At 66.9% G+C, this 18,484-nt stretch carries 23 protein-coding genes; 17 read left to right on the top strand and 6 right to left on the bottom strand.

The window, feature by feature from the left end:
- Positions 1-85 precede the first annotated feature (85 nt).
- A complete protein-coding gene (locus tag ACJ512_RS28225) occupies positions 86-1,078 on the top strand; it encodes a DEDDh family exonuclease (RefSeq protein WP_407685994.1) in 993 nt (330 codons plus the stop codon).
- A gap of 7 nt (positions 1,079-1,085) precedes the next feature.
- Here the strand turns inward: ACJ512_RS28225 and ACJ512_RS28220 are convergent, their stop codons facing one another.
- Complete coding sequence (locus ACJ512_RS28220) at positions 1,086-1,469, bottom strand: SHOCT domain-containing protein (RefSeq protein WP_407685995.1); 384 nt, start codon at positions 1,467-1,469, stop codon at positions 1,086-1,088.
- Positions 1,470-1,497: 28 nt separating this feature from the next.
- Positions 1,498-3,306, bottom strand: coding sequence for a 2-isopropylmalate synthase (gene leuA / locus ACJ512_RS28215; protein ID WP_407685996.1), 1,809 nt, complete (start codon positions 3,304-3,306; stop codon positions 1,498-1,500).
- 248 nt (positions 3,307-3,554) lie between these two features.
- Between leuA and ACJ512_RS28210 the strand changes: the two genes are divergently transcribed.
- The 3 genes from ACJ512_RS28210 to ACJ512_RS28200 are packed head-to-tail and all read left to right on the top strand — an operon-like array spanning position 3,555 to position 6,997.
- The gene (locus ACJ512_RS28210; protein WP_407685997.1) at positions 3,555-4,820 is read left to right on the top strand and encodes an aspartate kinase; all 1,266 of its coding nucleotides are present in this window, start codon (positions 3,555-3,557) and stop codon (positions 4,818-4,820) included.
- Entirely contained in the window at positions 4,821-5,858 is a 1,038-nt protein-coding gene (locus ACJ512_RS28205; protein ID WP_407685998.1) for an aspartate-semialdehyde dehydrogenase, read from the top strand.
- A 44-nt stretch (positions 5,859-5,902) separates the two neighbouring features.
- Entirely contained in the window at positions 5,903-6,997 is a 1,095-nt protein-coding gene (locus ACJ512_RS28200; protein WP_407686032.1) for a DUF4185 domain-containing protein, read from the top strand.
- Positions 6,998-7,011: 14 nt separating this feature from the next.
- On the opposite strand, the gene ACJ512_RS28195 is transcribed toward ACJ512_RS28200, so the two are convergent.
- On the bottom strand, positions 7,012-8,217 hold the full coding sequence (locus tag ACJ512_RS28195) for a tyrosine-type recombinase/integrase (RefSeq protein ID WP_407685999.1): 1,206 nt from the start codon (positions 8,215-8,217) through the stop codon (positions 7,012-7,014).
- Positions 8,201-8,800: a helix-turn-helix transcriptional regulator gene (locus tag ACJ512_RS28190; protein WP_407686000.1), complete on the bottom strand. Its 600-nt coding sequence runs from the start codon at positions 8,798-8,800 to the stop codon at positions 8,201-8,203. Before ACJ512_RS28190 ends, ACJ512_RS28195 begins: the two co-directional genes overlap by 17 nt.
- Positions 8,801-8,905: 105 nt before the next feature.
- On the opposite strand from ACJ512_RS28190, the gene ACJ512_RS28185 reads away from it, so the two are divergent.
- Genes ACJ512_RS28185 through ACJ512_RS28170 form a run of 4 tightly spaced genes read left to right on the top strand, consistent with a single transcriptional unit; the run spans position 8,906 to position 11,845 of the window.
- Positions 8,906-9,115, top strand: coding sequence for a helix-turn-helix transcriptional regulator (locus ACJ512_RS28185; RefSeq protein WP_407686001.1), 210 nt, complete (start codon positions 8,906-8,908; stop codon positions 9,113-9,115).
- Positions 9,115-9,729, top strand: coding sequence for a hypothetical protein (locus tag ACJ512_RS28180; RefSeq protein ID WP_407686002.1), 615 nt, complete (start codon positions 9,115-9,117; stop codon positions 9,727-9,729). The genes ACJ512_RS28185 and ACJ512_RS28180 overlap by 1 nt, the downstream gene beginning before the upstream one ends.
- Complete coding sequence (locus ACJ512_RS28175) at positions 9,729-10,037, top strand: DUF2742 domain-containing protein (RefSeq protein WP_461479913.1); 309 nt, start codon at positions 9,729-9,731, stop codon at positions 10,035-10,037. Before ACJ512_RS28180 ends, ACJ512_RS28175 begins: the two co-directional genes overlap by 1 nt.
- Positions 10,034-11,845 (top strand): hypothetical protein, encoded by a 1,812-nt coding sequence (locus ACJ512_RS28170; RefSeq protein WP_407686004.1) that lies wholly within the window; start codon positions 10,034-10,036, stop codon positions 11,843-11,845. The genes ACJ512_RS28175 and ACJ512_RS28170 overlap by 4 nt, the downstream gene beginning before the upstream one ends.
- Positions 11,846-11,867: 22 nt before the next feature.
- Here the strand turns inward: ACJ512_RS28170 and ACJ512_RS28165 are convergent, their stop codons facing one another.
- Positions 11,868-11,999: a hypothetical protein gene (locus tag ACJ512_RS28165; protein WP_461479912.1), complete on the bottom strand. Its 132-nt coding sequence runs from the start codon at positions 11,997-11,999 to the stop codon at positions 11,868-11,870.
- A gap of 541 nt (positions 12,000-12,540) precedes the next feature.
- Here ACJ512_RS28165 and ACJ512_RS28160 point away from each other — a divergent pair.
- The 9 genes from ACJ512_RS28160 to ACJ512_RS28120 all read left to right on the top strand — a co-directional run bounded on the left by ACJ512_RS28160 (position 12,541) and on the right by ACJ512_RS28120 (position 17,879).
- Positions 12,541-12,876 (top strand): helix-turn-helix domain-containing protein, encoded by a 336-nt coding sequence (locus ACJ512_RS28160; protein WP_407686006.1) that lies wholly within the window; start codon positions 12,541-12,543, stop codon positions 12,874-12,876.
- Positions 12,873-13,358, top strand: a complete 486-nt coding sequence (locus ACJ512_RS28155) for a hypothetical protein (RefSeq protein ID WP_407686007.1) — start codon at positions 12,873-12,875, stop codon at positions 13,356-13,358. The genes ACJ512_RS28160 and ACJ512_RS28155 overlap by 4 nt, the downstream gene beginning before the upstream one ends.
- Positions 13,358-14,203, top strand: coding sequence for a hypothetical protein (locus ACJ512_RS28150; RefSeq protein ID WP_407686008.1), 846 nt, complete (start codon positions 13,358-13,360; stop codon positions 14,201-14,203). The genes ACJ512_RS28155 and ACJ512_RS28150 overlap by 1 nt, the downstream gene beginning before the upstream one ends.
- Before the next feature lie 14 nt (positions 14,204-14,217).
- Complete coding sequence (locus tag ACJ512_RS28145) at positions 14,218-14,397, top strand: hypothetical protein (RefSeq protein WP_407686009.1); 180 nt, start codon at positions 14,218-14,220, stop codon at positions 14,395-14,397.
- Between the two features lie 367 nt (positions 14,398-14,764).
- A complete protein-coding gene (locus ACJ512_RS28140; RefSeq protein WP_407686010.1) occupies positions 14,765-15,259 on the top strand; it encodes a hypothetical protein in 495 nt (164 codons plus the stop codon).
- Positions 15,259-15,573, top strand: a complete 315-nt coding sequence (locus ACJ512_RS28135; protein ID WP_407686011.1) for a hypothetical protein — start codon at positions 15,259-15,261, stop codon at positions 15,571-15,573. Before ACJ512_RS28140 ends, ACJ512_RS28135 begins: the two co-directional genes overlap by 1 nt.
- Positions 15,566-16,465, top strand: a complete 900-nt coding sequence (locus ACJ512_RS28130; RefSeq protein ID WP_407686012.1) for an arsenate reductase/protein-tyrosine-phosphatase family protein — start codon at positions 15,566-15,568, stop codon at positions 16,463-16,465. The genes ACJ512_RS28135 and ACJ512_RS28130 overlap by 8 nt, the downstream gene beginning before the upstream one ends.
- A 271-nt stretch (positions 16,466-16,736) precedes the next feature.
- Positions 16,737-17,255: a hypothetical protein gene (locus tag ACJ512_RS28125; RefSeq protein WP_407686013.1), complete on the top strand. Its 519-nt coding sequence runs from the start codon at positions 16,737-16,739 to the stop codon at positions 17,253-17,255.
- Between the two features lie 84 nt (positions 17,256-17,339).
- On the top strand, positions 17,340-17,879 hold the full coding sequence (locus ACJ512_RS28120) for a hypothetical protein (RefSeq protein WP_407686014.1): 540 nt from the start codon (positions 17,340-17,342) through the stop codon (positions 17,877-17,879).
- 78 nt (positions 17,880-17,957) lie between these two features.
- On the opposite strand, the gene ACJ512_RS28115 is transcribed toward ACJ512_RS28120, so the two are convergent.
- Positions 17,958-18,230, bottom strand: a complete 273-nt coding sequence (locus ACJ512_RS28115; protein WP_407686015.1) for a hypothetical protein — start codon at positions 18,228-18,230, stop codon at positions 17,958-17,960.
- Positions 18,231-18,484 lie beyond the last annotated feature (254 nt).

The raw sequence follows: 18,484 nt of genomic DNA, 5'->3' as shown, positions 1-18,484 counted from the left end.
CGCTGCGGGTCGGCCGCATCGTTTCGAGCGCGACACGGCGGTGAACGGCCGGGCGATGTCGGCCCGACGTGCCATCCTGTCGTTCATGAACCCGGTGTCTTGGGGGCGGCCGGCCGGCGAGCCGGACGGCGGTTGGGCGGTCGTCGACGTCGAGACCTCGGGGTTCCGGCCGGGTCAGGCGCGCATCATCAGCCTCGCCGCGCTGGGCCTGGACGCCGACGGGCGGGTGGAGCAGTCGGTGGTGAGCCTGCTCAACCCGGGGGTGGACCCGGGCCCCACCCACGTGCACGGGCTGACGGCCGCGATGCTCGAGGATCAGCCGCAGTTCGCCGACATCGCCGGCGACGTGGCCGCGGTGCTGCGCGGGCGCACGCTGGTCGCGCATAACGTCGCGTTCGACTACGCGTTCCTGGCCGCTGAGGCCGAGCTCGCCGGAACCGAGCTCCCCGTCGACACCGTCATGTGCACCCTCGAGCTGGCCCGCCGGCTGGACCTCGGGATCGGCAACATGCGGCTCGAGACGCTGGCGGCGCACTGGGGAGTGACCCAGCAGCGCCCGCACGACGCCTTCGACGACGCCGTGGTGCTGACCGGCGTGTTCGCGTCGGCGCTGCGGCGGGCCCGCGAACGCGACGTGTGGCTGCCTGTGCGTCCGGTCACCCGGCGACGGTGGCCCAACGGCCGCGTCACCCACGACGAGCTGCGGCCGCTGAAGGCGCTGGCGTCCCGGATGCCGTGCCCCTACCTCAACCCGGGGCCGTTCGTGCGGGGCCGGCCGTTGGTGCAGGGCATGCGGGTCGCGCTGGCCGCCGAGGTCAGGCGCACTCACGAGGAGCTCGTCGAGCGGATCCTGCACGCCGGGCTGGCCTACAGCGACACCGTCGACCGGGAAACCTCCCTGGTCGTCTGCAACGACGCGGCCCCCGAGCAGGGCAAGGGCTATCTGGCCCGGCAGCTGGGGGTGCCCGTGGTCACCGATGCGCACTTCATGGACTGCGTCGGTGCCGTCGTCGGCGGCACCAGGATGGAGCAGCTCACCGACGCGTCCGCGCTGGACCCGCAGCTCGCCCTGTTCTGACGGTCCTCTAGTCCAGCGCCTTGCCCTTCAGCGTGTCGAACTCGTCCGGGGTGATCGTGCCGTCGTCCAGCAGTTCCTTGGCGTGGGCGATCTCCTGGGCCGGCGATCGGCCGGTGACGTCGCGGAAGTAGGCCTGGCTGCCCCGCTTGACCAGCGCGGCGGCTTCCCGCGCGCGCATGGTCATGTCCTCGCCGCGGACGATCAGGTAGATCAGCGCCGCCACGTACGGAAACAGCACCAGGAAGAACACCCACACGGCCTTGACCCAACCGGTCGTGTTGTGGTCCCGCCAGAACAGGTCGGCCATGATGCTGAACAGGATCAGCAGGTAGGCGATGAACGCGAACGCGACGATGGCCGACCAGAGGAAGCCCCACGAGGTGTGCCACACGGTGATTGCTCCTTACTCGTCGGCGCCTCTAGTTCCGCGAGGCGCGGTTGACCGCCGAAACGACCGCGCGCAGCGACGCGGTGGTGATCGACGGCGCGATCCCCACCCCCCACACCGTGCGGCCGTGTACGGACGCCTCTACATACGCCGCGGCCTGCGCGTCCCCGCCCGAGCTCATCGCGTGCTCGGAGTAGTCCAGGACGGCCACCTCGAACCCGACGCTCCCGAGGGCGTCGACGAACGCGGCCAGGGGACCGTTGCCGGTACCGCTGATCTCGGTCTCCACCCCGTCGACCTTGACGGTCGCGGTGATGCTGGTGACCCCGCAGTCGTCGTCGGCGGTGTTGACGTGCTGCTTGATCCGCTCCAGCGGCCGCTTCGGGGCGAGGTACTCCTCGGAGAAGGCCTCCCACATCGCCTTGGGCGAGACCTCGCCGCCCTCCCCGGCTGTGCCCTCAGCGATCTTCTGGATCACGCGGGAGAACTCGATCTGCAGCCGCCGCGGCAGCGCCAGGCCGTGGTCGGTCTTCATGATGTAGGCCACCCCACCCTTGCCGGACTGCGAGTTGACCCGGATCACCGCCTCGTAGGTGCGCCCGACGTCCTTGGGGTCGATCGGCAGGTACGGGACCTGCCAGAGCATGTCCTCGACGTCGGAGTCCGCCTCGTCGGCGTCGACCTTCATCTGGTCCAGGCCCTTGTTGATGGCGTCCTGGTGGCTGCCGGAGAACGCGGTGTAGACCAGGTCGCCGCCGTAGGGGTGGCGCTCGGGCACCGGCAGCTGGTTGCAGTACTCGACGGTGCGGCGCACCTCGTCGATGTTGGAGAAGTCGATCTGCGGGTCCACGCCGCGGGAGAACAGGTTGAGTCCCAGCGTCACCAGGCACACGTTGCCGGTGCGCTCGCCGTTGCCGAACAGGCAGCCCTCGATCCGGTCGGCGCCGGCCTGATACCCCAGTTCCGCCGCGGCGACGGCGGTCCCGCGGTCGTTGTGCGGGTGCAGGCTCAGGATGACGGAGTCGCGGCGCGCCAGGTTGCGGCTCATCCACTCGATGGAGTCGGCGTAGACGTTGGGCGTGGCCATCTCCACGGTGGCGGGCAGGTTGAAGATGATCGGGTTCTCGGGGGTGGGTGCGATGATCTCGCCGACGGCGTCGCAGACATCCCTGGCGTACTCCAGCTCGGTGCCGGTGTAGGACTCCGGCGAATACTCGAACCGCCAGCGGGTGCCGGGATGGTTGGCGGCCTCCTCGACGCATTTGCGGGCGCCGTCGGTCGCGATCGCCTGCACCGCGGCGCGGTCGGCGCGGAACACCACGCGCCGCTGCAGGATCGACGTGGAGTTGTAGAAGTGCACGATCGCCTGCCGCGCCCCCTCGCAGGCGAGGAAGGTGCGCTCGATCAGCTCCGGCCGGCACTGGGTGAGCACCTGGATGGTGACGTCGTCGGGGATTGCGCCCTCGGTGATGATCTCGCGGACGAAGTCGAAGTCGGTCTGGCTGGCCGAGGGGAAGCCGACCTCGATCTCCTTGTAGCCCATGCCCACCAGCAGGTCGAACATGCGGCGCTTGCGGGCCGGGCTCATCGGGTCGATCAGCGCCTGGTTGCCGTCGCGCAGGTCCACCGCGCACCACAGCGGGGCACGTTCGATGACGCGGTCGGGCCAGGTGCGGTCGGCCAGGCGCAGCGGCTCGACTTCCTCGGCGAACGGCCGATACCGGTGGACCGGCATCGACGAGCCGCGCTGGGGATTCCACGGGGCCTGGCCGGGCGCGGGCGGACCCGCGGGCGTGACGATGGTGCGGGAAGACGTATAGGTGTCGGAATTGGAATTCACGGTAACTGCTCCGGGGGTGTCAGAAGGAACCTAGACCGGCGCATCGCGAACGCCCGCGACGGGAGGCCGGTCTGGATCAGACCCCGTCGCGGCGTCCGAGGAGGAGCACCCGCTGCACGTGCGCAACTCTACCGCGCTGATCGCGTGTGCCAAAACCGCCGAAAAATTCCGGATGCGCGTGCACGTATTCTGTTGTGGACTCAAACCGAGCGGGGAATTCGCTGGGCCGGAAGGGCAGGCAAAAAGCAGTGGCACTCGTCGTGCAGAAATACGGCGGATCGTCGGTGGCCGACGCCGACCGGATCCGGCGGGTCGCCGAGCGCATCGTCGAGACCAAGAAGCAGGGCAACGACGTCGTCGTGGTGGTCTCGGCGATGGGCGACACCACCGACGACCTGCTGGACCTGGCCCAGCAGGTGTGCCCCGTCCCGCCGCCCCGCGAGCTCGACATGCTGCTGACCGCCGGCGAGCGGATCTCCAACGCGCTGGTGGCGATGGCGATCGAATCGCTGGGCGCGCACGCCCGCTCGTTCACCGGCTCGCAGGCCGGGGTCATCACCACGAGCACCCACGGCAACGCGAAGATCATCGACGTCACGCCCAGCCGGGTGCAGTCCGCGCTCGACGAGGGCCGCATCGTGCTGGTCGCCGGGTTCCAGGGCGTCAGCCAGGACACCCGGGACGTCACCACGCTGGGCCGCGGCGGGTCGGACACCACGGCCGTCGCCCTGGCCGCCGCGCTGAAGGCCGACGTCTGCGAGATCTACACCGACGTGGACGGCATCTTCAGCGCGGACCCCAGGATCGTGCACGACGCCCGCAAGCTCGACACGGTGACGTTCGAGGAGATGCTCGAGATGGCGGCGTGCGGGGCGAAGGTCCTGATGCTGCGCTGCGTGGAGTACGCGCGCCGCTACAACCTGCCTGTGCACGTCCGCTCCTCGTACTCGGACAGTGCGGGCACCGTCGTCGTCGGATCGATCAAGGACAAGCCAATGGAAGATCCCATCCTGACCGGAGTCGCGCACGACCGCAGCGAGGCCAAGGTGACCGTCGTCGGCATCCCCGACATCCCGGGTTACGCGGCCAAGGTGTTCCGCGCCGTCGCCGACGCCGACGTCAACATCGACATGGTGCTGCAGAACGTCTCCAAGGTCGAGGACGGCAAGACCGACATCACCTTCACCTGCTCGCGCGACAGCGGGCCCACCGCGGTGGCCAAGCTCAACGCGCTCAAGGACGAGATCGGGTTCCTCCAGCTGCTCTACGACGACCACATCGGCAAGGTGTCGCTGATCGGGGCGGGCATGCGCAGCCATCCCGGCGTGACGGCGACCTTCTGTGAGGCCCTGGCCGAGGTGGGCGTCAACATCGAGCTGATCTCCACCTCCGAGATCCGGATCTCGGTGCTGTGCCGCGACACCGAGCTGGACAAGGCCGTGGTGGCGCTGCACGAGGCGTTCGGGCTCGGCGGCGAGGAGACCGCGACGGTGTACGCCGGGACGGGCCGCTAGATGGGTCTGTCCATCGGTGTGGTGGGGGCCACCGGCCAGGTGGGTCAGGTGATGCGCACGCTGCTCGCCGAGCGCGAGTTCCCCGCGAGCACGGTCAGGTTCTTCGCCTCGGCCCGCTCACAGGGCCGCAAGCTGGAATTCCGCGGCCGGGAGATCGAGGTCGAGGACGCCGAGACCGCCGACCCGGCCGGCCTGGACATCGCGCTGTTCTCCGCCGGCAAGACGATGTCGCTGGTGCAGGCGCCGCGGTTCGCCGCGGCCGGGGTGACGGTGATCGACAACTCCTCGGCGTGGCGCAAGGACCCCGACGTGCCGCTGGTGGTGTCCGAGGTGAACTTCGAGCGGGATGCGCACCGTCGACCCAAGGGCATCATCGCCAACCCGAACTGCACCACGATGGCCGCGATGCCGGTGCTCAAGGTGCTGCACGACGAGGCCGGGCTGACCCGGTTGGTGGTGTCGAGCTACCAGGCGGTCTCCGGCAGCGGCCTGGCCGGCGTGGAGGAGCTGGCCGGCCAGGCGCGCGCGGTCATCGACGACGCCGAGCGGTTGGTGCACGACGGCGGGGCGGTGGACTTCCCGGCGCCGCAAACCTACGTCGCCCCGATCGCGTTCAACGTGGTACCGCTGGCGGGATCGCTGGTCGACGACGGGTCGGGGGAGACCGACGAGGACCAGAAGCTGCGCCACGAGAGCCGCAGGATCCTCGGCATCCCCGACCTGGCCGTCAGCGGCACCTGCGTGCGGGTCCCGGTGTTCACCGGCCACTCGCTGTCGATCAACGCCGAGTTCGCGCGGCCGCTGTCGCCGCAGCGGGCCCGGCAGCTGCTGGACGGCGCGCCCGGCGTCAAGGTGGTCGACGTGCCGACCCCGCTGGCCGCCGCCGGGGTCGACGAATCGCTGGTCGGCCGGATCAGGCAGGACCCGGGGGTGCCCGACGGGCGCGGCCTTGCGCTGTTCGTATCCGGCGACAACCTGCGCAAGGGCGCGGCGCTGAACACGATCCAGATCGCCGAGCTGTTGGCCGCCGAACTATAGTCCGACCGGTGCGCTTCGCCCGCTCGCTGCGCGCCGCGCTGGCAATGTGTTTCCTTGCGCCCCAATGTGTTTGGAGCGCCCACGCGGATCCGCCGGCGCCGGCCCCGGAGCCGATCCTGCCGCCGCTGGCCCCGGGGCAGGTGCTGCGGATCGGCCCGACGGCCGGCACCGGGACCCCGACCGGCGACTACGGGATCGGCGCCACCGACCTGTGCGAGTTCGTCGAGTTCCCCAGCGAGACGCTGCAGGTCTGCGGCGACAGCTTCGCCGGTCAGGGCGTCGGGTTCGGCGGCTGGTACTCCCCGGTCGCGCTGCACGTGGACACCGCGTCCGTCGACGACCCCGGCGGGGTGCGCTACACGGGTGTCCTGGGGGTGGGCCGGCCGCTGCTGGCCGAGGCGACCCCGGCGGGGGACTCCCAGCTGCCCGCCGGGGTGGTGCGGATCAACCGGCGCAACTACCTGATGGTGACGACGGCCAGGGCCCTGGAGCCGGTCAGCTCCCGGCTGGTGGCGGCCGAGCCGTCGCGCCCCGGCTGGCGCACGGTGCCGGGATCGCGGCGCGCCGCGTCCTACCAGGGCGGCTCGCAGACGCAGATCAGCGGCTACTACGACCCGATCCCCACCCCGGAGTCGCCCCGCGGGTGGGTGTACATCGTGGCCGACAGCTTCACCCGGCGGGACCCGGTGCTGCTCTACCGGGCCACCCCGCAGACGTTCACCGACCGGTCCCGGTGGCAGGGCTGGGCGTCCGGGCCGGGCGGGGGCTGGAACAAGCCGCCGACGCCGCTGTGGCCCGACCAGGTCGGCGAGATGTCCATCCGGCAGATCGACGGCAAGACGGTGCTGTCGTATTTCAACGCGGGCACGGAGAACATGGAGGTGCGGGTCGCCGACGACCCGACCTCGCTGGGCGACGCGCCGGTGACGACGGTGGTGCGGCACGACGACTGGCCCGAACCCGCCGAGGCCCTGCCGCCGCCTTTCGACAACCGGCTCGCCCAGCCCTACGGCGGCTACCTCTCGCCGGGCTCCACTCTCGACGAGCTGCGCATCTTCGTCAGCCAGTGGGACACCCGGGCTCGGGAGAGAGCGCCCTACCGGGTGATCCAATTCGCGGTCAACCCCTTCAAGTCCTGATCAGAGGCCATTTTTCAGTCCCCCGTCCGCAGTGCGTCCGCAGCAGATCCGAGCGCCTGATCGACGAGGCCGGCGGCCGCGTTGCGGGTCCGGTCGTTGGCGTTCGGCCAGAGATGGCTATAGGTGTCCAAGGTGACCGACGCGGAATGGTGCCCGAGCGCCCGTTGCACCGTCACCACATCGCACCCGGCCGCGATCAGACCCGATGCGTAGAAGTGCCGCAGATCGTGCAGTCGGTACTCGATGCCGACCTTCTGGCGGACCTTGCGCCACCACCGCGCCACCGTCGCCGCGTGCGCCGGCCGCTGCTCATCCCGAGCCCCGGCGAATAACCACCTGTCTGGGTCGTCGCCGGGCCGGTACAGGCGCACATGCTCGGCCAGGATCTTCACCAGCGCCTCGGGGACGTACACGGTGCGCTCGGAGCCGTACTTCGGGCCGCGGATCTCCATCTGCCCGTCGGCGGTCCATTGGACCTGACGGTGCACCCGGATCTCCTTGCGAATGAAATCGACGTCGGAGAGCTTCAGCGCGCAGGCTTCCCCGCGGCGCAGTCCGGCGAACGCACAGACCGCGATAAATGCCGCGTACCAGGGCTCGATGTCATCGGTCGCGCGGATGGCCGCGCCGACCTCCTGGGCGGCCGGAATGGTCATCGCCGCCGACGCCTTCCGGGTCCGGGGCAGCCGTATCCCCACGGTCACGTCGCGCGGCATGAATTTGTCGCGCACCGCCGCGCGAAGCACACTGCGGACGTTCGCGAATCGGGTCCGAATTGTCGTCGGCTCGAGTCCCTTGTCCTGCATTGCTTTCACCCAGACCTCGATGTGTGACGGCCTGATGTCGGCCACGCTGATGCTGCCGAACGTCACCGAATTCGCAGTGAGATCCATCGTATGAGCGGTTCCCGACACCCACACTTGCCGCGACGACCACTCCCGGTAGAAACTCGCAAACGTGACCTTGCCGCGCTTCGGGTCCACATAGGTGCCCGTGGCGAACTTCGTGGTGATCTCTGTATCCAGCCACGACTGCGCGTCCGCCTTCCGAGCGAACGCCTTCGCGTGCTCGCGGCCGTCCTCATCGACATACCTTGCGCGCCAACGCTTCCCTTTGCCATCCGCGGCACTGGGAACGGTCTCAGTTGTGCCATCAGAAAGCCGGACCGTCTTCGTCCAACGATCCTCGACGCCGGCACGGCGGTTACGTATCTGACTCATGGTCAGCTTCCTGTGCTTCGGTCGGGATGAGGGCCGCGAGCCCTCGCCCTAGTGCTCCCATGCCTCCAAACCGTTTACCGTGCTTCCGGTGTTTCTCCTTGTCTTCCGCGCTGAGGGCTGGTTCGTCCATCTCGGCTATTCGCATGAGCGCAATGAGAGCAGATCTGATGTGGTCAATTGCCTTGCCGCCGTTTGCTTCTATCAACGCGCGCCCGTCGGTGAATTCGAACTCTAGTAATCCGTGCCAGCGATTGCCGAAACGCCGTTGGAAGATCTCTAGGGTAGACAGGCCCTCAACCGCCTTCTCCTGCAATGTGCGGAATCGGTAAGAGAACTCTGTGTCGTCGGTGGCTGTGCGACCAAATGCCTCGTCCAGCGAGAACCCGAAGATTTCCGCGATGGCCACCGCTTCGGCTATCCGCACCGCCCGGTCTCCTGCCTCGATCTTGGCGATGGTCGTCGGGTGGACACTGAGCCCTACAGCGGTCAGCTTGCGCGCCAGGTCAGCCTGTGACCAGTGGTGAGATTCACGTTCGCGGCGTAACCGCTCCCTGAACCTGTCTTCGGCGGACGTGATTCCCATAATCGCAACATACCCGATTTCGCTTGACAAGCGATGCCAACAGCGACATGCTGATCCCATGTTCCCCAAATTAGGTCTAATGCGAAAACAGGAAGGTGTCTCTCGATGACCGCAGACGACATCCTCACAACCAAACAGGTCTGCTCGGAGTATCCGTTCAATCCGGGCACGCTGCGCTTCTGGCGCAGCACAAATCAGGGGCCGGCGAGTTTCACCATCGGTCCGCGGGGTCGCGTGGTGTATCGCCGGTCCGAGATAGAGCGGTGGCTTGCCGAGCAGGAGACGGCTACCCGACGCGGGGGTGGGGCCGCCTGATGGCCGCCAACAACAACAAAGCGGCCCCCGTTGTCCCCGGTGCGCCAACACCGGGCGGGGACCGCTCCAACCCATCCATCGCAACAGCACAGAAAGGCACTCCAATGTTACAACCGCCCATCGACGACGACCAGACCGCCGACCGCACCGGCCACCTGGTCGATTCGACCACCCGCGCTTGCTGCCGCGGCATCGGCCGGCATGTGCCCGACTGCCCCGAGTCGTCTGCCGATCTCGTAGAGCGGCATGGCTGGCACACCACCTGGTGCGTGGGCCGGGACGAGCCGCACGATGAGCGGTGGCCCTACTGTGAGCGCCAGATCGGTGGCGTCGACTCCGCCGTGACCGAACCAGACTGGAACCGGGCACAAGTCTGGGTCTCAACCATCCACGCGTTCCTACACGGAACCTTCACGACTGACTACGCAGCGGCGGCCGATCGCAACCGCAAAGGCGTCCAGCTCGAGTTCCTCGTTCACGACGGCATCGAGTGGCAGACCCAGCGGGTCAACGTCCATTCCGGCGATGCCCGCACCCTCGCCGCGCTTCTCGTTGCGGCCGCCGACGTGAGTGACGGCATCACCCGCATCGCCGCGCCGGAGGGTCAGCGGTAGTGAGCGGTATCGAATCTCGAACCGTGGATTGGTGGCCGGTTCACCTTTTCGTGGTTCCGATGCTGGACGAGGCGGGGAGCTGGCCGTTGGCCGGCTCCCCTGCCTGGCAGCGCCTGGACGACTCAGACTCTCGCAAGCTGGCCGCTGTGCTCGACGGCGGCCGTCGCGACGCCCTGCGTATCGACACCGCCCAGGCCGCTCTCGCCGAAGCCTCCCAGGCCATCTCCGCGGGCGCGGACTGGTCGTCGGTCGCGCGCGAGATCCGCCAGCGGAACACGGTCTACATCCCACGTAGGAGGTCGGCTTGACACCCGACGAGTTCTGGTCTGCCCGGCCAGTCCTGGCACATATCCATCAGTTCGCGCAGAGCCGCCGCCGCTGCCCATGGGCGGTGCTCGGCGTGTCCATAGTTCGGGCGGCCGGCATCATCCCGCCCAGTGTGGCGTTGCCGCCTACGGCGGGCGGTCGTGGCTCACTGAACGTGTTCGTCGTCCTCGCCGGCCCCTCCGGTGCCGGCAAAGGTACCAGCGAAGCTGCGGCGCGCGACGCAATCGTTTTCCGCTGGCGCCACGGCGATGTCGTCGAGCTGCCCGAGTTCCCGATCGGCTCTGGCGAAGGCATCGCCCGCACATTCATGCCACCACCCACGGACAAGTACGGCATCCCCGAGCGTGAACAGATTGTCTCCGCTATCTTCAGCGCACCCGAGATCGACACCGCCGCTGCCCTTTTCTCCCGATCAGGCTCCACGCTGGAAAGTGAACTACGCAAAGCGTTCAGCGGCGAACAACTCGGCTTCACCAACGCCCAATCCCACACTCGCACGCGGGTAGCCGCACACACTTATCGCTGCGGGATGATCCTCGGCGTACAGCCCGGCCGGGCTGGCGCCCTACTCGACGGCGCCGACGGTGGCACCCCCCAGAGACAGGTCTGGCTGCCTGTACTCGATCCGGACATGCCCGACGAACGCCCCGCCGAACCCGCTCCGCTGACGGTCACACAGCCCGACTTCGACGGTGACCTCGCGGTGCCCGACGTCGCCCGAGAGGCCATCGACGCCCACCAGCTGGCGATGCACCGTGGCACGGTCGACCCCCTCGACGGCCACCGCCTACTCGTACAGCTCAAGGTCGCTGCGGCGTTGATGATCCTCGACAACCGCGACGAACTGGCCGCGATCAACGGAGAGGATTGGCGGCTGGCCGGAGTCGTGATGTCCATGTCTGATCACACCCGCGCATGGGTGCAGCGCGAGCGCGCCGAAGCCGCCCAGCGTAGCAATCGTGGGCGCGCACTTGCGACCGCCGAAAGAGAAGAACTCATTTCCGACCGCAAACTCATGCGTGCCAAAGACGCTACCCTCCGTTGGCTCGGACGATCGGGCGAGATTTCGGGAGTGGACCTTCGCCGGAAGCTGAAGGCGGACCTCCGTGACAACTTCTCGGCGGCAGTATCAGAGTTAGCTGACGAAGGTCGAATCGTCGCCATCCAAACCGACAAAGGAATCCGCTATCGTCTCACGCCAGAAGTACACCGGTGTACCGAAAGTACACCCCTAAAACAGCAGGCCAACAGAGGTGTACCTGCGTACACCGGTGTACCAGCCGCTACCGTCACTGACTTAGATTCCCGCAGGTCGCCCGACGGGGACCGTCCGAAGCTGTCGTGCCAGAAGTGGTTCAACAATCACATTGCCGAACTGCGCGCGGCCGGGCACACCACCGCAGAATCGTTTGCTGTCAACCGGGCCGGCGAGGGCGCCGGGTACACACGAAGCAACATCTCTCAGGCCGCGTCGGCGCACCCCGACGTCGTTGCGATCGCCCGCACCAGTCGCGGCGCAACATGGTCGATTACCGGCGACCGGCAAAGCGCCTACGTGCCCGCCACCGAGTTCTTCACCCAGTACCTCCGCAGCCTTCCCGACGCGGCAACCGAGATCGACCAGAGCGACTACCAGCGGGCCTCCGCGGCCGCCGGCTACAACTGGGAAGCGGCAGCCAAGGCCGCGACTAAGCATCCTCGAATCGAGTCGGTCCCCGCCGCTGGCAATTCCCGAAACGATCGTGTCTGGCTTATCAAGCGCGACGCTGCCGATGGCGAGGCATCGTGAAGCATCGCGCCATCTGGGCGGCCTACAGCGACACCGGCGCCTTGGAGATCACCTGCACGCATTGCGGCGCCGCACCGGGCCAATGGTGCACGAAGTCGGACGGCCGCGTGCGCCGCGTCCCGTGCATCCAGCGCGCAGCAGCCGGCATCAGCACCGGAGACGGAACACCCTACGCAGCAAGAGATTTCAGCGAACCAACCCACCACATAGGAGAGTGCAAGGTTGACGGAAACGGCATAGCCCGCTCACCTGGGAATTCACGACTTTCACCGGATTCATCACCGGATAGCGTCCCGCCGATGTTCGGGTGCGAATCGTGAACCGCGCTGACCGCCGACGTCGCAACCGGGACGTCCCCGCTACCGTCCGGGCGGTTGCCGCGGCCTACCGCTGCCCGGACTGTCGCAGCGAGACGACATATCCGATACAGGACCAGTTCGGTCTGTGGCACATCGAGATCCGCCACGACGACAGTTGCCCCACCTATCGGCGGCTACTTAGGCAAGGGCTGGCCCAATGAAGACCGCGACCGTCTCCCAGGCGCGACGGTTGCGCGACGGGCGCCAGCTCGCCGAAATCCTGTCGTGCCCTTACTGCGCAGGTAGTCACTGGGTGATCGCGGATTCAACGCTCGCGTATGTCCCGTGTGCCCCCAATCGCCCGATCTGGCTTGACGGACTCGGAAGTGCGTCTAGATGACGACGGCCGATTACCGCCTTCAGTGCGCCTACCGCTGCGCCGCCGAAGCCGTGCGCGCCCGACAGTTATCCGGCGCGGCCGTGGAACCGTGGTTGCGTTGGCACTTCGACGACACGGACGCAGCGATCCGCAAGCACACGTCCGCGCGCGGACACGAAAGTTGCTGGGGAATCTCCGAACCCGACACACTCAGCAGCATGCAAGTCGCACAACTGATCGGGCGCAACGACAGGTGGGTCCGTCGCCACCGCGATGAACTCGGCGGCATCCAGCAGGGCGACCGCTGGCGCTTCCCACGCACAGCCGTCGAGCACTGGAAGGAGAACCATTGAGTGACAACGACCCTGAGCGGCAGCAAGCCCAGCTCGAGGACTACGCCAGCCGGATGAACGACGAAGACTGGACCGCGTTCACCGCGCGCGTCCGACCACCCAGCAGCGCGGAGCAGTTGAAGGAAGTTGCCTCGCAAGTTCTTTCAGGCGGCCAGTTGGACGCTTGGCTGTCCGGCGTCGACCCGGCCAAGTTCGTCAACGGCGACGGCGAGGTCGACGAGGAGAAGGTAATGGGCAAGCTGACCGCGCTCTTCGGTGTGCAGCACGACCAGGCCGGCGGCCAGCAGCGTTCGAGCTGGGGCCAACACGGCGGCCAACCGCCCGGCACATCGCCCGGTGCCGCCGGCCGCGCCGAAGCCGCGCGGCGATTCGGACACAACGATCAATCCCTCCACACGGACAGCCATTCGACTCGACGACGGCCCGGCGACGGAGGCCGAGCAGAAGCTTTGAAGAGATTCGGACCGAAAGGACCGCAATAGTGAAACCGGACAACAAGTACCTCGCGGCTGCCCTCGACGAACTGCCCGGCTACCGCCAAGCCCTCGACGTGGCCGAGCAGGCACGCCAAGCACTGACCGCGCTCAAACCCCCGGAAACCGTTCCGCCCGAACTCAACCCGTTGAGCAGCGGCAAAGTCACCAGTGAATGGATCGACGCGACCGTTGCCCATCGGTCAGCCGCGGCACTCCATGAACAGCGCCGCGGTGTACTCATCCAGCTCGAACGCGACGCCCGCAGCACCGCATCCAGCAGCTTCCGCATGAACGTCAACCCGGCCCTGGCGAAACTCAACGCCGAGCTGACAGCGGTCCTCAACGAAGTCGCCGCGATCGCCGACGAACTCGACGGCGCCACCACCCCCGCAGAAGCGATCGACAAAGACCTCGGCGCGCAGTGGAAGCGACTGCCCGCGCTACACAACGACTACCGCGAACTCCGCGAAGCCCAGGACCGGCTCATGACCGCCGCGCCCGCGGACTACTCGATGAACGCACGCCGCAAAGACGGCGGCGGCGAAGACCACGCGAGTGACCTCTACATCGCCAATCTCGATGAGATTTGGCCGCAGTGGCGTGGCCGCGGCGGCGTCGAAGTGATCAAGCTCGACGGCAGCCCGAACCCCAGGCGCGAACCCTGGCCGACAGACCCCATCGAGTTGTTGCTTTGGCTCGTAACTTCGGGTGCCAAGGCGTGGATCCCCACACTGGCCGACCTCGACCAACTGCGCGCCGACCGCAACGCGCGGGCCAACCCGAAACCCAACACGCCGGTTCCCGGCATCCGTAAACCGCCGATCAACCAGTCACCGACACGCGTCATCTGAAAGGAAACCCATCTATGAGCGACACATTCGACACAGGCGCAGCAGGACTCGCCGCAACGCCACTCACACAGGCGGTGGTCGCCGCAGCGACCTTCGCATCGACCACCGGCCCAGTCCTTAGCGATCCCGCAGTCCGCGCCGTCATCGACGCGATTCACAGCCTCGAAACCCGCGTTATCGCGCTCAACGGCTGACCCAGCTTGGGCCGGCGGCGCGCGCACAACCGATCTCCGGTGCAGCGTTCATGGTGGGCGTGGACAACCATCACGCAACGCTGCACGCCGCGCCGCCGGCCCAACCCCAACCACGAAGACCAAACAGCATGACCACCAACGCCACACAACGCGAACCCGACAACGCAGAGCAGCGCCAGCGGCTGAAATCAGTAGCTCCGCAGAGGGGGTGCCAGAAGGGGGGTACCCGGTCGATCCCTGCGCCGCGCTGTTCTGTGGATTTTGCCTCGCACGCATCGTTTCGCAGGGCCTTTTTCGCGGGCGCCGAAGGCCAGCTCTCGTCGATGGCGGTGCCGCGTAGCGGCGTGATGGAAAGGGGTGCGGATTAATGGTGTCGAAACAGTGCGTGACCTGCGAGAGCGAGTTCACCGGCGGTGCCCGCGCGCTGTACTGTTCGCCTGCTTGCAAGCAACGCGCGCACCGGGGCCGGCGGGGCGACGACCGTAACGCTGATCGCGTTACGGTTACGGCCGCTGGCGGGCATTGCGCGGAGGCGCGCCAGCTACTCGACGGGCTTGACGCTGAGTTGAAGGCGAATGCCGCGCGGTTGGGTGCGACGCTCAAATGGACGGCCGCCGAGCGTGCGGTCCTCGATTTGATCGCCGACACGATCGACCGCCGGCAAGACCTGCAGCGGCTATTCGATGAGAGTGACAAGGTGTCGGCTCAGTTGCGGCTCAGCGCCGAAATGCGGCTCCTCGATGCACAGGTGTCGCGGCTACTGAAGTCGGTTAGCACGGAGCCCGACATGTCCGGGCCGCGGTCGCGACGTTCGCAGAAGGCGTCCAAAGCTGCGCTGTCGCGCTGGACTCGGGGTTTGTGATGCCGCGGCTCGAGTATGACAGTGCCACGCATGTTCCCGGCCTGTATTCCGCGCTGTTGGCGCGGGAGCGGGAGCATGCGGCGTCGTGGGACGCCCATGTGGCTGATTCCGGCTATCGGCGCATCCATGGGCCGTCGCGGCGGCTGCTGGATGCTTTGGAAGCCGGCCATCCGGCAGTGCTGCAGGGGCGCCGATTGAAGGGCTGGGGGTTGCCGAAGGTGCCGTTGCGGCGAGATCAGGCGATGAGATGGTTCGCGGTGTTGGTCGATGACACGGTTATTCCTGCGGACTCGCCGGAAGATGACGATGACTAAGCCGCTGCACGTCGCATTCATCTGCCGCTATAACCGGGGGCGTTCGCCGATGGCCGCGGCCATGTTCACCGAGCAGTTGCGGCAGCGCGGCTTGGCGGACGCGGTGCGGGTGTCCAGCGCCGGAACGTGCCCGCTTGTCGGCGCACGTATGGACGCTCCTGCCGCCCGGCTACTCGTCCAGCGCGACTACCCGGTGCCGGATCATCGGGCCGCGGCCATCGGCGCCCAGGTGCTCGGCGCCGATGTGGTGGTCGCGCTCGGCCGTGAGCATGTGGGCCAGCTCCAAGCGCACGGCGTCGCCGATGACCGGCTGCACTATGTGCAAGTGCCGAATCCATGTGTGGCTGCGGATTACGATGTCGCGTTCGACCGCATCTCGGCCGCGCTGCCGTCGCTGCATCGCCTGGTGGACGAGCACCTGGCGCGGACACACAGCGTCGAGGGTTGGCGCTTTTGGATTGTGCGGCCCGGGGAGGATCTGCTGCGCAACCCAGTCGCGTCCGGCTCTTGGTCGACGGCATTTGAGCAAGCAGTGTGTCGCCGCGACGCGGCGCACCAGCCGCCAGCGGCGCGTTGCGTTTGTGGTGTCTACGCTGATCGGAGCTGGGCCGCGGTATCGGCGCGGGCGGGCGCCTTTAGGCGCCAGACAGCAGCGTGGGCGTCGATCCTGGGCGTGGCCGCGCAACCGGCCTACGTCACCGGCCGCGTGTGCCTCAATGGGGCCGTGCCGTACAGCGACCCGCTGTTGCCGAAGTTCGATGACCTCGGCGTTGAGTGGCGCGCCGCTTCGGGCGAAATCCTCGAGCTGTACATCGTGGCCGCGGGATGCGATCAGCGGGTCGGAGATCTGCTGGTCAACCGATATGGGGTGCCCGTCTGGATCCAAGGCTGAATTTGCGGCCGAGACGCCCTGGCTATGCTGGGTGCTGGCGACGGTGAGATAAATGCCGACTAGCGCACCTATTGTGGGGCATACTGCGGTAACCCGTCGGCTTGATGCGGAGGAGTGACGCAATGGGCAGGGAAACCACGCAACGAGGTCAAGTGGACGTGACTCACGTGAAGCGTGGTCAGATCGCTGCCATCACCCGGCTCCGCCCGGAGCCTTCGCAACGAGCCAAAGAGGCCCTTGTCCGAGCGGCGGAGCGTCGCCACGGCAGTCGGTGACAGCGTCGTACCGCGCTGTTCCGCTACTCGAAAAGCACCGCACGGCGCACTTCTCGTGCGGGCATCACCACCTCGACAGGTGGCTGTGTAAAAACGCCTTAGCTGATCAGAAGCTCGGTAAGTCGGCGACGCATGTTTGGGCTGATGATGAAGACATCGTCATCGCGTACTTCACTCTGCTTCAAACAACGATTCGTGAAGAAGACGGATCGTTCTTTGGCCTGATTCGACCACCCGGATTCCCGCGTAAGCACCAATTACCAGCGATCTTGATTGGCAAGCTGGCTCTCGACGAAACCTATCAAGGCCGGGGTCTTGGCCTCGACTTGCTCGCCGACGCCTATTTCAATGCAGCGGAGGCTGTGATGCTGATCGGGGGTGCCGTCCTCGTCGTTGACCCGATGAACGAGAAGATCGCCGACTTCTACAGCGAGTTCGGGTTCAAATCGGTCGAAGGGAGTGACCGCATGGTGCTCAACTTCCGAGAATTTGGCAAGGGCGCGCCGCTAGGTTGATCGAGACGCACGCACTGGGCCCCTTGGGCTTGAGAGTGGTGATTTCCGCTCACGGCTTGGCGTGTCCTCCGTAGCGTTGACGCCATGTTGTTCGATCCCAAGCAAACCGGTGCATTGAAGCGCGCAGTGGAGGCGTGCGGACAACTCAATGTTGGCTTTTGGCCCGGCCAGTACAACGACTTCATCCAGGCGCTGTCGCAGTTCATGGGCGGCCCGCTCGATTCGGTCGACGCCTTTGTCACCGGTGCATCCGTCTTCGAAGAGAGCGACCACGAGCACACAGTGATGTGGATTCGCGGCGATTCGATCGGCTTGCTGGCTGGCTCTGGGCGACCCGACGACAATGATCCCCCGGAAGTTCGCGGGTGGGTCCGCCCTGTCCAAGCGATTACTCATCTCGAATTCCGCGGCGCCGAGTTCTACCGTGATCCATCCACCCGAACGCTCCAAGAAGTGCGTCCAACGGTGCGGATTCATTTCCGCGACGATGCCAATGTCATCGTCGAGATCAACGTCGCGGGGCGCCCAGACGAGTTCTCACGCGATCAGGCCCTCGCATTCATAGAGGTACTTGAGAAAGCTCTCGCTGGTCACCCACGCGAGTCAACTTCGCCAGAAGCGTAGAGAAGACGGCGAAAGCTAACCGCAGCGTCAAAATCAGCAACGCCCAGAAAATCCGGGACAGACCAGGCCCGGGGTCGATCATGGGCAGCCTATCTTGCCTTCGTTGGGGAATGTGCAGTCTTCGGGCGGTAGCGGTGACCCGTACGGCGGGTTGTTCGCGGTCCCGTAGGGCAGCCAAGGCTGGTACTGCGTGCACGGGTAGTACACGGTGTAGTTGTCACCGAGGAACTGGCAGCAGCCGGGACCTCCGAAGGGTTGGCAGCCTGGTTCGGCGTGGGCCGGCGCTGGGTTGAACGCGCCGAACCCGTAGGCGGACAGCAGAAGCGCAGCAGCGGCGAGTATGCGTTTCATCGTGGTCTCCAATCGGGCCGTGTTCAGGCGTTGCCGCCGCAGCCGCTCGGCGGTGCGGGGCTGTTGTCAGGGTTGACGCATTCGGGTTTGTGCGCCCAGTTCCCGCCACCCCAAGAGCCGCCGGTGCCGAGGATTTGATGCCAGTGGGTGCCGTCTGGGTAGGGTGCGCCGTCGCACCATCCGAACCCGAACGCGCCGCCCTGGCCGCCGGCGCAGTTGCCGTGGGGTCGGTCGGGGATGTGGGGGTCTTGCCA

The organism is Mycobacterium cajalii (genome assembly GCF_045809005.2).
GTDB lineage: Bacteria > Actinomycetota > Actinomycetes > Mycobacteriales > Mycobacteriaceae > Mycobacterium.
This window is presented reverse-complemented; position numbering and strand designations above follow the sequence as displayed.